This window comes from Nesterenkonia lutea, from assembly GCF_014873955.1.
GTDB lineage: Bacteria > Actinomycetota > Actinomycetes > Actinomycetales > Micrococcaceae > Nesterenkonia > Nesterenkonia lutea.
In genome coordinates, this window is record NZ_JADBED010000001.1 from 2,127,910 (window position 1) to 2,142,232 (window position 14,323).

12 protein-coding genes are annotated in these 14,323 nt (G+C 69.4%); 7 read left to right on the top strand and 5 right to left on the bottom strand.

Annotated features, from left to right (window positions below; all coding sequences use genetic code 11):
* The first annotated feature begins 74 nt into the window (after positions 1 to 74).
* From H4W27_RS09765 to H4W27_RS09775, 3 genes are read left to right on the top strand one after another with little or no spacing between them, the layout of a single operon-like run.
* Entirely contained in the window at positions 75 to 671 is a 597-nt protein-coding gene (locus H4W27_RS09765) for a sigma-70 family RNA polymerase sigma factor (protein ID WP_192595763.1), read from the top strand.
* Complete coding sequence (locus tag H4W27_RS09770) at positions 668 to 1,501, top strand: anti-sigma factor (protein WP_192595764.1); 834 nt, start codon at positions 668 to 670, stop codon at positions 1,499 to 1,501. The genes H4W27_RS09765 and H4W27_RS09770 overlap by 4 nt, the downstream gene beginning before the upstream one ends.
* A gap of 54 nt (positions 1,502 to 1,555) precedes the next feature.
* Positions 1,556 to 3,217 carry a molybdopterin-dependent oxidoreductase gene (locus H4W27_RS09775; RefSeq protein WP_192595765.1) on the top strand — a complete coding sequence of 554 codons (1,662 nt, stop codon included), beginning with the start codon at positions 1,556 to 1,558 and terminating at the stop codon, positions 3,215 to 3,217.
* On the opposite strand, the gene H4W27_RS09780 is transcribed toward H4W27_RS09775, so the two are convergent.
* The gene (locus tag H4W27_RS09780) at positions 3,210 to 4,406 is read right to left on the bottom strand and encodes a pyridoxal phosphate-dependent aminotransferase (RefSeq protein WP_192595766.1); all 1,197 of its coding nucleotides are present in this window, start codon (positions 4,404 to 4,406) and stop codon (positions 3,210 to 3,212) included. The two genes, H4W27_RS09775 and H4W27_RS09780, sit on opposite strands and share 8 nt — an antisense overlap.
* Before the next feature lie 26 nt (positions 4,407 to 4,432).
* On the opposite strand from H4W27_RS09780, the gene modA reads away from it, so the two are divergent.
* On the top strand, positions 4,433 to 5,278 hold the full coding sequence (gene modA / locus H4W27_RS09785; protein WP_192595767.1) for a molybdate ABC transporter substrate-binding protein: 846 nt from the start codon (positions 4,433 to 4,435) through the stop codon (positions 5,276 to 5,278).
* Complete coding sequence (locus H4W27_RS09790; protein WP_192595768.1) at positions 5,275 to 6,072, top strand: ABC transporter permease; 798 nt, start codon at positions 5,275 to 5,277, stop codon at positions 6,070 to 6,072. The genes modA and H4W27_RS09790 overlap by 4 nt, the downstream gene beginning before the upstream one ends.
* On the opposite strand, the gene H4W27_RS09795 is transcribed toward H4W27_RS09790, so the two are convergent.
* The 4 genes from H4W27_RS09795 to H4W27_RS09810 form a co-directional block, all read right to left on the bottom strand.
* On the bottom strand, positions 6,035 to 8,410 hold the full coding sequence (locus H4W27_RS09795; protein ID WP_192595769.1) for an ATP-binding cassette domain-containing protein: 2,376 nt from the start codon (positions 8,408 to 8,410) through the stop codon (positions 6,035 to 6,037). The genes H4W27_RS09790 and H4W27_RS09795 overlap by 38 nt on opposite strands.
* A 31-nt stretch (positions 8,411 to 8,441) precedes the next feature.
* Complete coding sequence (rlmN, locus tag H4W27_RS09800; RefSeq protein ID WP_192596539.1) at positions 8,442 to 9,686, bottom strand: 23S rRNA (adenine(2503)-C(2))-methyltransferase RlmN; 1,245 nt, start codon at positions 9,684 to 9,686, stop codon at positions 8,442 to 8,444.
* A gap of 312 nt (positions 9,687 to 9,998) precedes the next feature.
* A complete protein-coding gene (locus H4W27_RS09805; protein ID WP_192595770.1) occupies positions 9,999 to 11,009 on the bottom strand; it encodes a siderophore-interacting protein in 1,011 nt (336 codons plus the stop codon).
* Positions 11,006 to 12,055, bottom strand: a complete 1,050-nt coding sequence (locus H4W27_RS09810) for an iron-siderophore ABC transporter substrate-binding protein (protein ID WP_192595771.1) — start codon at positions 12,053 to 12,055, stop codon at positions 11,006 to 11,008. The genes H4W27_RS09805 and H4W27_RS09810 overlap by 4 nt, the downstream gene beginning before the upstream one ends.
* Positions 12,056 to 12,171: 116 nt before the next feature.
* Between H4W27_RS09810 and H4W27_RS09815 the strand changes: the two genes are divergently transcribed.
* Both H4W27_RS09815 and H4W27_RS09820 read left to right on the top strand, forming a co-directional pair.
* On the top strand, positions 12,172 to 13,242 hold the full coding sequence (locus H4W27_RS09815; RefSeq protein WP_225939074.1) for a FecCD family ABC transporter permease: 1,071 nt from the start codon (positions 12,172 to 12,174) through the stop codon (positions 13,240 to 13,242).
* Positions 13,239 to 14,291: a FecCD family ABC transporter permease gene (locus H4W27_RS09820; protein WP_318782275.1), complete on the top strand. Its 1,053-nt coding sequence runs from the start codon at positions 13,239 to 13,241 to the stop codon at positions 14,289 to 14,291. Before H4W27_RS09815 ends, H4W27_RS09820 begins: the two co-directional genes overlap by 4 nt.
* The last annotated feature ends 32 nt before the right edge of the window (positions 14,292 to 14,323 follow it).

Genomic DNA, 14,323 nt, shown 5'->3' on the forward strand with positions numbered 1-14,323 from the left:
CCCACCTGCACGACAGGGTGCGGGCGCCGCCGTTGTTCGTCCCGGGGGTGTGGCATTCTATGGGGATGCATGACATGGGCACCTCAGCTTCGGCCGCCGACGGCGCGCCGCCTGTGCATGCACCCGCGGACACCTGCAGAGACCTTCTCCTGAAGATCCAGCAGGGAGATGAGCAGGCGTTCGAGCAGCTGTATCGAGAGCAGAGCGCGATTCTGCTGGCCACCGCGCTGCGTGTGCTGCGGAACAGATCCCTCGCCGAAGAGGTTCTCCAGGAGATCTTCACCGAGGTGTGGGTCAACTGTCACAGCTACCGCCCCCAGGCTGGCAGCGGCAGGGCCTGGCTGACGACCATGTGTCGCCGTCGGGCCATCGACAGGGTCCGAGCAGTGCAGGCCCAGCAGAACAGAGATTTCACCCAGGGGGTGAAGGAGGCTCATATCCATGAGCCCGATGTCCAGGACTCCGTCCTCACCCAGGTGGAGGCGGCCCGCGCGCAGACCGCGCTGCGGACCCTTCCCGAGGAGCAGGCCACCGCCATAGCGATGGCCTACTATCAAGAGCTGTCTCATTCGGAGATCTCTCGGCGGCTCGACGTGCCGCTGGGAACAGTGAAATCGCGGATCCGAGACGGCATGCAGCGACTCAGGACACAGCTAGGAGGTGCCGGATGAACGCCGATCGCGAATACCTGGCCGCCGGCTGTGCGCTCGGGACCCTGGACGGGGCCGAGCTGCGCGAAGCACTCGAGCTGGAGGCCGCTGACCCGAGCTTCGCCGAGGAGGTGCAGTCCTTCCGCGAGACGCTGGGGCTGCTGGCCGAGTCCGACGACGCCGTCGCGCCCAGCGCCGAGGTGGAGGCCGGCATCCTGCCCATCCCGCGGCGTGAACAGCAGAACCCAGCCCCAGAGACACAAGAAGCCCCAGAGACCCTTGATGTTCCAGAAGCCCCCGGGACACGCGAGGCGCCCGAGGCACCCGAGCCTGCGGCGGTCACCGGCAGTTCGCCTTCCGGGGCCGCGCCTCGCCGTCGTCAGCCGCTGACCACCCTCTTCGCCCTGGCGGCCTCCACTCTGCTGGTGCTCTCCGCCGTGCTGGCCGGCGTGGTGGTCAACCAGCAGCAGGACACCACCGACATGGAAGAGTCGCTCACCGCGGCCGAGGCTGAACGGGAACGCGCGCAGCGCCTGCTCGGCGCCGCTGATCTCTCGTTCACCGAGGCGGAGGCCACTGTGGGCGGACGCGTGACCCTGGCCTATTCAGTCTCCGAGCAGATGCTCCACCTGACCCCGCACGACATGCCGGAGCTGCCCGAGGACCAGACCATGCAGCTCTGGCTGATCGATGAGGAGGGACCACACAGCGCCGGCCTGATGACCGGCACGCAGACCGAGCTGCTCACCGATGTGGCCATGGACGAGGGCATGACCTTCGGCGTCACCGTGGAACCGGCCGGCGGCTCCGAGGAACCGACCACCGAACCGGTCCTGCTCGCCGACCTCTGAAGACTCTGGCTCGAACACCCATCCAGCAGGCCCCTCCACTCCGAATAAGCAGACATGACACAGACGGCGCGCAGGACCCAAGACCCGGCCCCCTCCGGCCCCGGCCAGCCGCTGCTGCGCCTGGCGCCCCATCTGCTGGCCGGCGTCCTCGCCGCGGCGGTGTTCCTCGGAGCGGCCGACCTGGTGTCGCGACTCTTCGGTCCCACCTCCTCGCCGCTCATCGCGCTGGGCTCAACCGTCATCGAGCTCTCCCCGAGCTGGCTGCAGGACTTCGCCATCTCAGCCTTCGGCAGCAACAACAAGCTTGTGCTCTACATCAGCATGGGAGTGGTGGGCGCGGTGCTGGCCGCCCTGATCGGAGTGCTGGCCCGGGCTCGCATGCGCCTCGCACTGGGGGTCTTCGCCCTCGTGGGCGTGATCCTGCTCATCGCGGTGCTGCGCCGCCCGGAGAACTCGGCCATCGATTCCGTCCCCACTCTGCTCGGCGCCCTCGTGGGTCTGCTCACGCTGCTGCTGCTCAGCGGCGCGGCGACGGGATGGCTGGGTCACCCCGGAACACAGGATCCCGCGCAGCACTCCGTACAGGATCCGGCCCAGGACCCGGCACAGGACCCGGCACAGGACCCGGCACAGGATCCGGCGCACTCCCGGCGCAGGTTCCTCGGTCTGGCCGCTGCCGGCACCGCCCTCGCCGCCGGCTCCATCGCCTTCGGACGCTCGGTCAACGCCCTGGGGCGCGACGTCGGAGCTGCGGCCGCCCAGCTGGTCCTTCCCACTCCAGCTGTGCGCGCCGCCGCCATCCCGGAGGCCGCGAGCGTCGGCGTCGAGGGCGTGCCGCCGTTCATCACGCCCAATGACGAGTTCTACCGGATCGACACTGCTCTGGCGGTGCCGGAGCTGAGCCCCGAAGAATGGACGCTGCGCATCCACGGCATGGTCGAGGAGGAGGTCACCATCGACATGGCCGAGCTCCTGGACCTTCCGCTCGAGGAGCACCATGTCACGCTGACCTGTGTCTCGAACCCCGTGGGTGGAGACCTGGTCGGGAACGCCACCTGGCTGGGTCATCCCATCCGCGAGCTGCTCGCCCGCGCGCGGCCCACCGGCGATGCGGACATGGTGCTCTCTCGCTCGATCGACGGATGGACGGCCTCGACTCCCCTTGAGGTGCTCACCGACGAAGACCGTGCGTCCCTTCTCGCCGTGGGCATGAACGGCGAGCCGCTTCCGGCCCAGCATGGCTATCCTGCTCGGCTCGTGGTGCCCGGACTCTACGGATTCGTCTCGGCGACCAAATGGGTCACCGAACTCGAGGTCACCCGCTTCGACGAGCAGACCGCCTACTGGACCGATCGCGGCTGGAACGAGAGGGGACCGGTCCTCGTGGCCTCGCGCATCGATGTGCCCCGGCCCCTGGCCGAGGTCCCCGGCGAGGAGCTGATCGTGGCCGGCACCGCCTGGGCGACGCATGTGGGTGTGGAGACTGTCGAGGTCCGGCTCGACGACGGCGACTGGGAGTCGGTGGAGCTCGCCGAGGAGGTCAGCACCGACACCTGGAGGCAGTGGAGGCACACCTTCGCCGATGTCGGCTCGGGACGCCACTCGGTGACGGTGCGCGCGACCAACGCCGAGGGGGAGGCGCAGATCGCCGAGCGCGCCGACCCGATCCCTGGCGCCGCCACAGGCCAGCACCGCATCGAGTTCAGCGTCAGCTGAGCGGGGCCTGCCCAGCCTGATCCCGCTGGAACTGCAGGATCCGGCGCAGCCCTTCGGCCACCGCCTGCTCCCCCGGGGCGAGGCTGAGTCGGACCCATTCATGCCCGCCCACCGGATCAAAGTCGGTGCCCGGCACGATCGCCACCCCCGCCTCCTCCAGCAGGGACCGGCAGTACGCGGCGGAATCGCCGAATCGGGCGAGCTGCCCACTCAGGTGGGCATAGACGTAGAACGCGCCGTCGGCCGGTGCCGCTTCTCCCCAGCCCAGTTCCCCGAGCCGGTCCAGCACCAGCGCGCGGGCCGCCGCATATCCCTGCACCTGCGCTGCGGCGAAACTCAGCGACTCCGGACTGAAGGCCTGGACCGCTGCCAGCTGGGTGGCATGGGGAGGACACAGCGACACGTTGCCGGCGAGCCGTGAGACCGGATCGACCAGATGTTCGGGCAGCACCATCCAGCCCAGCCGCCACCCGGGCATGCCCCAGTACTTGGAGAAGGAGGAGATGACCACCGCCTCGGACTCCATCTCGCTCGCGCTGACGTTCTCCGCCCCGAAGCTGATGCCGTGGTAGATCTCATCGCTGATCAGCTGCACATCATGGTCGGCGCACCAGCGGGAGAGCTCGACGAGCGTCGCGCGTTCGACCATGGTGCCGGTGGGATTGGCCGGGGATGCGAGGATCAGGCCGGAGAGCTCGCCATGGGTGCGGACCTCTGCCTCGAGCTGGGCCACTGTGGGCTGGAAGCGCTCCGCCGGACCGCAGTCGAGGTCCACCACCTCGATCCCCAGGGCCGTGAGGATGTTGCGGTAGGCGGGGTAGCCGGGCCGCGCCAGGGCCACGCGGTCGCCCGGATCGAAGGCCGCCAGGAAGCTGAGCATGAAGGCCCCTGAGGAGCCGGTGGTCACCGCGATCCGCTCCACCGGCACCGTGACCCCGTACCAGCGCTCGTAGTGGCCCGCGATGGCCTCGCGCAGCGGCATGATCCCCATCGCGGCGGTGTAGTTCAGCACCGTGTTGGCCGCGTGGATCTGCGCGGCCGCCTGGTTCACCGCCTCCGGGGCTCCGGATCCGGGCTCCCCCGCGGTCAGCGAGACCACGTCTCTGCCGGCCGCGCGCATGGCGTCGATGCGGGCCAGGATGCTCATCACCTCGAATCCGGGCACCTGTGATCTCTGCGAGGGCATCATATGACCAGCCTATAGACTCACTGCCTATGCGCAGCTCAGCCCGAATCGGCATGCCCGGCGCCCGGTCGAGGGTCGCTGCCGGGCTGCTCCTCGCCGGACTGCTGGCACTGGCCGGATGCAGCTCCGCCCCCGGATCCGAGACCGAGTCCACCTCGGACTCCCTGACTGCTTCCGAGATCAGCGTGTTCGTCGCGGCATCCCTCGATGAGGTGATGACCACGATCGCCGCAGATTTCGAGGCGGACACGGGCATCTCCGTGCGGCTCAGCTCGGCGGGCTCTGCGGACCTGCTCGCCCAGCTCCTGCAGGGTGCGCCTGCGGACCTCTTCATCCCCGCCGATGAGCGGACCATGGACCGCGCCGCGACGCAGGACCTGATCTCCGCACCGACCCAGCTCATCGCCTCGAACACCCTGGTCATCGCGGTTCCCGCCGGGAACCCCGCGCAGATCGACGCCCTGGAGGACCTCGAGGGCCCCGCCGGGGCGTCCTCAGCCCCGAACTCACCGGTGCTGGTGCAGTGCGCCCCTCAGGTGCCCTGCGGCGCCGCCGCGAGACAGGTCGCGGCGGCGGCCGATGTCAGTCTCGCCCCGGTGAGCGAGGAGCTTTCGGTGACCGATGTGCTGGGCAAGGTGCGCAGCGGCGAGGCCGATGCCGGCCTGGTCTACTCCACCGATGTGCGCCTCGCCGCCGCCGAAGTGGACGCGGTGGACATCCCGGAGGCCGCAGAGTTCCCGAACCGGTATCCGGCCGCAGTGCTGGCCGAGTCCGCCCAGCCGGAGGCCGCGGCGGCGTTCCTCGAGTTCCTGCTCACCGAGGACGGGCAGCGGCCGCTGCGCGAGGCCGGGTTCACCCCGGCGGGTGAGTCGTGAGCCGCCGGGCTGCGGCCGCCGCGCCGAGATGGATCCTGCTCCCCGCCGCGCTGGGGGCCGTCTTCATCCTGCTGCCCATCACGGCGCTGCTGATCCGCATCGAGCTCGCCGAACTGCCCGCGCTGCTGAGCTCCGCGGCGGCACTGTCCGCACTGTGGCTGAGCCTGCGCACCGCGGTCCTGGCCACCGTGCTCTGCACTGTCCTCGGCGTGCCGCTGGCCCTGGTGCTCAGCCATGCCAGCTTCAAGGGCAGCGGCGCCCTGCGCACACTGATCCTGCTGCCCCTGGTGCTGCCGCCGGTCATCGGCGGCATCGCGCTGCTGAACACCTTCGGGCGGCAGGGGCTGCTGGGCGAGACCCTGGATGTGCTGGGGATCCAGGTCGCGTTCTCCACAGCAGCGGTGGTGCTGGCGCAGACCTTCGTCTCGCTGCCCTTCATGGTGATCGCCGTGGAGGCGGCGCTGCGCGGAGTGCAGAAGGAGGTGGTGGAGGCGGCCGTGGTCGATGGCGCCGGTCCGACCCAGCTGCTGCGCAGCATCGTGCTGCCGCTGATCGCGCCTGGAATGGTCTCGGGCGTGGTGCTCGCCTTTGCGCGCTCGCTCGGTGAGTTCGGCGCGACCATCGCTTTCGCGGGAAGCCTGCAGGGGGTCACCCGGACCCTGCCGCTGGAGATCTACCTGCAGCGGGAGACGGACCCGGACGCCGCCGTCGCCCTCTCGGTGCTGCTGATCGTGGTTGCGGTGGTCGTCATCGGCCTCACTCGGCCACGTACCGCGCCAGATGCTCTCCGGTGAGCGTGTCCGCCCGCGCGATGAGCTGGGCAGGAGTGCCGGTGAAGACCACGCGTCCGCCGTCGCCGCCTGCTCCCGGGCCCAGATCGATGATCCAGTCGGCATGGGCCATGACCGCCTGATGATGTTCGATCACCACCACTGAGGTCCCGGAGTCCACGAGGCGGTCGAGCAGCCCCAGCAGATTCTCCACATCAGCCAGATGGAGCCCTGTGGTGGGCTCGTCCAGCACATAGACCCCTCCCGGATCAGCCATGCGTGTGGCGAGCTTGATCCGCTGACGCTCACCTCCGGAGAGGGTGTTCAGCCGCTGGCCGAGGCGGAGGTACCCCAGTCCGACGTCGGCGAGTCGGGTCAGGATCTTCGACGCCGCCGGCAGTCGTGAGGCTCCTGCGGCGAAGAACTCCGCGGCCTGGTCCACCGAGAGGTCGAGCACTTCGCTGATGTTCTTGGCTCCGCCGTCGGGATCTCCCAGAGTGTGCTCGAGCACGTCATGGCGGAAACGCCGGCCCTCGCACTCCTCGCAGGGGCTCGCCACGGTCTCCATCACGCCCAGCTCGGTGTAGATGACTCCGGCGCCGCCGCAGGTCGGGCAGGCTCCCTCGGAGTTCGCGCTGAACAGGGCCGGCTTGACCCCGTTGGCCTTGGCGAAGGCCTTGCGGATGGGTTCCAGCAGCCCGGTGTAGGTGGCGGGGTTGGAGCGGGACGAGCCTCTGATTCCGGTCTGATCGATGAACGCCACGCCCTCGCGGCCCGCGAGGCTGCCCTCGATCAGCGTGGACTTGCCGGATCCGGCCACCCCGGTGACCACGGTGAGCACTCCCGTGGGGATGTCCACATCCACGTCGCGCAGATTGTTCGCGCCGGCGCCGCGGATCTCGATCACCCCGGTGGCCTCGCGCACGTGGTCCCTGTCCTTGACCCGCGCCCGGTAGTCCAGGTGGCGGCCGGTCAGCGTGTCCGACTCGCGCAGCTGCGCCACGCTCCCGGCGAAGCAGAGCTCCCCGCCGGAGTCTCCGGCCCGGGGGCCCAGGTCCACCACATGGTCGGCGATCTCGATGGTCTCGGGCTTGTGCTCCACGACCAGGACGGTGTTCCCCTTGTCCCGCAGGCGCAGCAGCATCTGGTTCATCCGGGAGATGTCGTGCGGATGCAGCCCGATGGTGGGCTCGTCGAAGACGTAAGTGATGTCGGTCAGCGCCGAGCCCAGATGCCTGATCATCTTGACCCGCTGCGCCTCGCCTCCGGAGAGGGTGCCAGCGGGCCGGTCCAGACTCAGATAGCCCAGCCCGATCTCGATGAAGTGCTCCACGCTCTGCAGCAGGGATGCGCGCAGCGGCGCCACGGCGGGGTCCTCGAGGGACCGCAGCCAGTCCGCGAGCTCGCGCAGCTCCATGGCGCAGACCTCGGCGATGTCACGGCCCTGAACCTTCACTGAACGGGTGAGCTCGCTGAACCGGGTTCCGCCACATTCGGGGCAGGTCACGAAGGTCACGGCGCGGTCCACGAAGGCCTTGATATGGGGCTGCATGGCTTCGCGGTCCTTGGACAGCATGGACCTGCGGACCTGCGGCACCAGGCCCTGATAGGTCATATTGACCCCGCTCATCCTGACCTTCTCCGACTCGCGGTGCAGCAGATCGTGGCGCTCCTGCTCGGTGTAGTCGCGAATGGCCTTGTCGGGGTCGAAGAAGCCGGATTCCGCGTAGAACTTCACCGACCAGCCGCCGGCCTTATAGCCGGGCACCGTGATCGCGCCCTCGTTCAGCGATCTCGTCTCGTCGATCAGCTGGGAGACGTCGATGTCATTGATCTGCCCGCGACCTTCACAGCGGGAGCACATGCCCCCGGTGATGCTGAACTCCCGGCGTTCCCTGGTCTTCTCGCCGCCGCGCTCGAAGGTCACCGCCCCTGCACCGCTGACGCTGGCCACGTTGAAGGAGAATGCCTGCGGGGAGCCGATATGCGGCTCTCCGATCCGGCTGAAGAGGATGCGCAGCAGGGTGAACACATCGGTCACCGTGCCCACGGTGGAACGGACATTGGCGCCCAGACGCTCCTGGTCCACCACGATCGCGGCTGTGAGCCCCTGGAGGTCGTCGACCTCGGGACGGTTGAGGCTGGGCATGAACCCCTGCAGAAAGGCGCTGTAGGTCTCGTTGATCATCCGCTGGGACTCCGCGGCGATCGTGCCGAAGACCAGCGAGGACTTCCCCGAGCCGGAGACTCCGGTGAAGACTGTGAGCGCCCGTTTGGGAATCTCGAGACTGAATCCCTTGAGGTTGTTCTCCCTCGCCCCGACCACGCGGATGACGTCGTGGTGGCTCAGCTCTTCGCTCACGGGGCGGGTCCTCTGCTCTCAGTCCACTGGTCTAGTCTTCCGCGGCGGCGAGCTGGCCGCAGGCACCGTCGATCTCTTTGCCTCGGGTGTCGCGCAGCGTGGTGGGCACGCCGAGTGCCTCGAGCCGGTTCACGAAGGCCCGCATGACCTCGGGCTCCGAGGAGGTCCAGATGGAACCGGGAGTGGGGTTCAGCGGGATCGGGTTCACGTGCACCCAGCCGCGGCCGCGGGCATTGAGCTTCTCGGCCAGCAGCTCCGCACGCCACTGGTGGTCGTTCATGTCCTTGATCAGCGCATATTCGATGGACACGCGCCGGCCGGTGGTCTTGTAGTAGTGGTGAGCCGCGTCGATGGCCTCATCGGCCTTCCAGCGGGAGTTCACCGGGATGAGCTGGTCGCGCAGCTCATCATCAGGGGCGTGCAGGCTCAGCGCGAAGGTGATCGGCAGGTTCTCGTCGGCCAGCTTTCGGATGGCCGGGACCAGTCCCACAGTCGAGATGGTGATGCCGCGAGCGCTCATCCCCAGTCCCTCGGGGGCCGGGTCGACCATGCGCCGCACGGCGTTCATCACCCGCTTATAGTTCGCCAGCGGCTCGCCCATGCCCATGAACACGATGTTGGAGACCCGCTGCGGGCCCACGCCCGCCGACGACGACGACGAGGCACTCTTGCCCGCTGCGGCCGATTCCTCGGACTCGGCGAAGTCGGTCTCCTCGCCGAGCGCGGCATGGTCCTTCTCCTCGGCGACCTCTGCGGCGTTCGGGGCGTCCAGCTCACCGGCGGCGATGGCGCGGTTGGCCTGGACGATCTGATCCACGATCTCGGCGGAGGACATGTTGCGGGTGAGCCCGTTCTGGCCGGTGGCACAGAAGGGGCAGTTCATCCCGCAGCCGCACTGCGAGGAGATGCACAGCGTGATGCGGCTGCGATAGCGCATCAGCACGGACTCCACCAGGGCGCCGTCGAAGAGCCGCCAGAGGAACTTGATCGTGGCGCCGTCGTCGGTCTTGAGCCGCCGCACCTCGGTGAGCAGCGGCGGCAGGAACTCCTCCACGAGCTGCTCGCGGGTCTCCGCGGGGAGATCGGTCATCTGGTCGGGATCCGCGGTGTAGTGACGGAAGTAGTGCACCGAGAGCTGCTTGGCGCGGAACCCGGAGATTCCCAGCTCCTTGGCCTTGGCGATTCGCTCGTCCAGTGTCATGTCAGCCAGATGCTGGGGCGGCTGCTTGACCTTGGGCTGGGCGAACTGGAGCTTCGGGCGACCCTCGGCGTCCATGGGCTGCTTCCAGCCCTCGGCCTTGGGCCGGATCTGCGGCCGCGAAGAGTCGACGGCGCGCCCCGTCGGCTGGCCAGCGGGACCGCCGGGACCACGCTCGGCGGCGGGCTGTCCAGCGGCTCGACGGGCGGACCCCTGCTTGGGTGCTGAGCTGGCGGGTTCTGGGCGCGGGTTCTTCGAAGGTGACATCGTGTTGATTCTCCCACGGGCGCGGCCGAACTGGTATGCCCACCGTGAATCAGGCGCCGGCGCGGCTGCAACCTCAGGCGCCGGCGCGGCTGGCCACACTAGGCGCCGGCGCGGCTGGCCACCCTAGGCGCCGGCGCGCCCGTGCTTCCAGTACCCCATGAAGGAGACCTGCTTGCGACTGAGCCCGATGTCCTTGACCAGGTGGCGGCGCAGCCCGGTGATGACACCGGCCTCCCCGGCCAGCCAGGCATATTCGCGGAAGCCCTCGGCGTCGGCGACCTCCCACAGCAGATCACCCTCGCCGATCTCGCTGAGGTCCTCGGCCCCCGAGGGAGCTCCCACGGGCTCACCGCGCTCGGGCTGCCAGGAGGAGCGGCGCTGGGCGAAGATCTCGGCGCGACGCCGGCCCCAGTTCTGCACAGCGCGGGCCAGCGGCTCTCCGCGTTCGGTGCCCTCTCGGGGCAGCCAGTAGATCTCCACTCCGGAGCGGTTCACCACGTCCAGCGCATCGGCGCGGGTGGGGATCTCCAGGTAGGCCTCACCATGGATCCGCTCCGGGAGCATCTCCAGGATGGCGCAGATGGCCGGGACCGCGGTCTCGTCCCCGGCGAGCAGGATGTCCCGGGCGGTGCCCGGATTGAACTCGATGCCGCCGCCGGCCTTGGCGGATCGGCCGTCGGGGCCGATGATGACCAGCTCATCGCCCACCTCTGCCTGCATGGCCCAGGCCGAGGCCGGCCCCTCAGTGCCGTGGACCACGAAGTCCACGTCGATCTGGTCCTGACGAGGCCGGATGGCGCGCACGGTATAGGTCCGGATCGGATTGCGCTGGGCGTCGGGCAGCTCCCGCCAGGCGGTGTACCAGGTCATCGCCTCCGGCGGCGGCTCGTCCCAGAGGCCGAGCTCGGGCAGGGTGCCGTCGGCCCGCGGCAGCAGCAGCTTGATCCGCTGGTCCAGTCCGCCGGTGTAGAAGTGGCGCAGCTCCTCGTCCTGCAGCGTGAACCTCAGGAAGTTCGGGCTGAGCCGGCGCACCCTGGCCACCGTGGTCCGGTACGGCCGCTGCGGAGCGGGCTCGGCGGGCTCCCCCGCCGCGACGCTGCGGGGGGCTTCGGCGAGGCTGGAGCGCAGGATCATCGGCCCAGCGTCTCCTCGATCTCGCCGCTGAGCTCCTCGATGGCGAAGATCTGCGCCTCAGGCGTGCCCAGGGAGAAGGCCGAGGCGAGGTCGTCGGTGATCACCATGGACCGGTCGTCCTCCACGGCGGGAATGCTGTTCCAGCCGTCATCCTCGGTGATCTCGGTGGGCTCGATGAAGATCGGGAAGCCGACGAGCAGGTCCGCGTCGAGGAGGTTCAGCTGCTCATCGGAGATGTCCACGCTGAATTCACCATCCCCGCCCAGCTCGGCGATCTCGGTGTTCTGCTCGAAGCCGAGGTCCTGCATGAAGGCGACTCGGCCGTCGGCCTCGGTGTACGCGCCCCAGCCCTCGGCGGTGCGGGTGGCCACGGTGACGGTCTGTCCCTCCCACTCCGGGTGCTCCTCGGTGACCTGGGCGAAGGCCTCCTCCTGTTCGGCGAGCATCTCGTCACCAGCCTCGGATCGGCCGAGTGCGGCAGCGATCATCTGCACCTGCTCTTCGGAGTCGGTCAGGTAGTTCGCCCCGCCCGGCGCCACGCCCACCGTGGGAGCGATCGAGCTCAGCCGCTCGTGCCGCTCCTGGTCCCCGGAGCTGCGCACGTCGAGGATCAGGTCAGGCTCCAGGGCCGCGACAGCTTCATAGGAGAGCTCCAGCGTGCCGAGGATCTCCGGATCCTCGGTGTAGGTGTTCTCCACCCAGGGGCCGACACCGTTGGAGTCCTCGAAGCCGATCCAGTCGGAGGCCCCCACCGGCTCCACGCCCAGATCCAGGGCCACCTCGGCGTCTCCCCAGCCCAGGGCGACGACGCGCTGCGGCTCCTCCTCGACGGTGACCTCACCGAACTCGGTCTCGATCGTGGCGGGGAAGCCTGCTGCGGACTCGCTCTCCTGTGCCGCGCCTGATTCCGCACCGCTGGCTTCAGCACCATCCTCCTCGGCGGAGGATGAGCAGCCGGTCAGCGCCAGCAGCGCCGCCGCGGCGACCGCGATTCCGGCTGAGGGCGAGCGGGTGACCGAGGGGGAGAGGGGGCGTGATCCGCGCAAGAGGATCCTCCTAGGGGTGAAAGGATGTGGGGAGCCGATTGACCGCCCCACCAGGATAGAACAAATTAGAGAACAAGACAGTACCTATTTCCTACTAAGGCTAGACTAATCACGGCATGACGGCAGAATCACACACTCTCCGACGACCCGGCCGCCCGGGCATGCATCCGCATGCCCTGGGACGCAGCGCGACCCCACGGACCCGGTTCGCGCTCATCCTCGGACTGTTCCTCCTGCTGCTGCTGTGCCTGGCCAGCATCAGCATCGGCAGCCGCGGCATCGGCCTGGACACGATCTGGGCGGCGCTCAGCGCAGGAGAGGTCAGCGCCGCAGACGAGCACGCCGTGCTGGGTCTGCGAGTGCCGCGCACGCTCGCCGCCGTCGTCGTCGGTGCCGCTCTTGCCGTGGCGGGAGCGCTGATGCAGTCACTGACCCGCAATCCGCTGGCCGAGCCCGGTCTGCTCGGCGTGTCCGCCGGCTCCGCCTTCGCAGTGGCCATCGCGATCGTCGGCTTCGGCATCACCGCCCCGCTGGGCTATATCTGGTTCGCCCTGGCAGGAGCGTTCGGCGCCACGGTGACCGTGGCGCTGATCGGCGGGATGTCCTCCGGCCGGGCAGACCCGATGCGCCTGGTCCTCGCGGGTGTCGCCCTCTCGGCCGTGCTCTCCGGGATCATCGGGGCGCTGCGCCTCTCCGATCCGCGCACCTTCAACGCGCTGCAGGTCTGGGAGGCCGGGATCCTCGCCGGACGCGGCCTCGACGTCACCCTCACCGTGGCGCCGCTGGTGCTGGCCGCGCTGCTGGTCGCACTGCCGCTGGGCAAGGGGCTGAACACCCTCGCCCTCGGCGATGAGCTGGCTGCCGCACTGGGCGTCTCGCTCTGGAAGACGCGGGTGCTGAGCATCCTGGCCATCACCGTGCTGGCCGGCGGAGCCGCGGCGATCGCCGGGCCGATCGCCTTCATCGGACTGATGGTCCCGCATGCCGCGCGCTTCTTCGCCGGCGCCGACCAGCGCTGGGTGCTGCTGCTCTCGATGGTCTTCGGTCCCATCCTGATGCTCACCGCCGACATCCTGGCCCGGCTCATCGTCTGGCCCGGGGAGATGCCCGTGGGCCTGGTCAGCGCGCTGATCGGTGCGCCCGTGCTGGTGCTGCTGATCCGACGGCGGAAGGCGCTGAAGCTGTGACTGCGGCTCTGGACTCCCCCACGCCCCGCGCCCCGGCGACACCGCGGCTCACTCACCGTCCGGTCCGCTCGGTGCTCGTCGCGGCGGGCCTGTGCCTCGCCCTGGTGATCCTGACCGTCATCGCGCTGGGCATGGGCGACTACCCGCTGAATCCCGGCGAGGTGCTGACCGCGCTGACCGGAGCCGGCGAGTTCGACTCCACCGTGGTGCTCTCCTGGCGACTGCCGCGGATCACCGCCGCGCTGGTCTTCGGTGCGGCCCTGGCCCTCTCGGGGGCACTGTTCCAGACGCTCACCCGCAACCCGCTGGGGTCCCCGGACATCATCGGCTTCTCCACCGGCGCCTACACCGGAGTGCTCCTCGCCACAGTCGGCATCGGTGGGGTGACCCTGGCCGACGGGCTGATCGGCACCGCGCTGGGCGCCCTGATCGGCGGACTGGGCACTGCGCTGCTGGTCTACTTCCTGGCGTACCGGCAGGGCGTGCAGGGCTTCCGGCTGATCGTGGTCGGCATCGGGGTCACCGCCGCGCTGCATGCGGTGAACTCCTGGATCCTGCTGCGTGCGCAGACCGAGACGGCCATGGGCGCGGCGATCTGGGGCGCCGGCTCGCTGAGCCTGACCAGCTGGTCAGACGTGCTGCCGGCGATCGGGATCGTGGTGGCGGTGCTGCCGCTGCTGCTGATCTCGGTGCGACCGCTGCGCCAGCTCGAGCTCGGTGACGATGTGGCCGCGTCCCACGGGGTCAAGGTCGAGCCCACCCGGCTCGTCATCCTCGGAGTCGGCGTGCTGCTCACCGCACTGGTCACCGCCGCGACCGGTCCCATCGCCTTCGTCGCACTGGCGGCCCCGCAGATCGCGCGACTGGTGGCGCGCTCGGCGGGCATCCCGCTGGTGCATTCGGCGCTCATGGGAGCGCTGGTGCTGCTGGGCTCGGACATGATCGCGCAGCAGGCGCTGGCCCAGCCCATTCCGGTCGGGATGGTCACCGTGGTGCTCGGCGGCGGCTACCTGGCCGCGCTGCTGGCCCACCAGGCCCGCCGGGAGTGATGCCGCGCGTGGGCGCCCGGCCGAGGTGCCCG

Coding starts and splice junctions, on each gene's coding strand:
- rlmN (WP_192596539.1), bottom strand. CDS start 9,686: ATGGACGCCGAGGGTCGCCCGAAGCTCCAGTTCGCCCAGCCCAAGGTC.
- H4W27_RS09780 (WP_192595766.1), bottom strand. CDS start 4,406: ATGATGCCCTCGCAGAGATCACAGGTGCCCGGATTCGAGGTGATGAGC.
- H4W27_RS09805 (WP_192595770.1), bottom strand. CDS start 11,009: ATGATCCTGCGCTCCAGCCTCGCCGAAGCCCCCCGCAGCGTCGCGGCG.
- modA (WP_192595767.1), top strand. CDS start 4,433: ATGCGCAGCTCAGCCCGAATCGGCATGCCCGGCGCCCGGTCGAGGGTC.
- H4W27_RS09765 (WP_192595763.1), top strand. CDS start 75: ATGGGCACCTCAGCTTCGGCCGCCGACGGCGCGCCGCCTGTGCATGCA.
- H4W27_RS09775 (WP_192595765.1), top strand. CDS start 1,556: ATGACACAGACGGCGCGCAGGACCCAAGACCCGGCCCCCTCCGGCCCC.
- H4W27_RS09815 (WP_225939074.1), top strand. CDS start 12,172: ATGACGGCAGAATCACACACTCTCCGACGACCCGGCCGCCCGGGCATG.
- H4W27_RS09770 (WP_192595764.1), top strand. CDS start 668: ATGAACGCCGATCGCGAATACCTGGCCGCCGGCTGTGCGCTCGGGACC.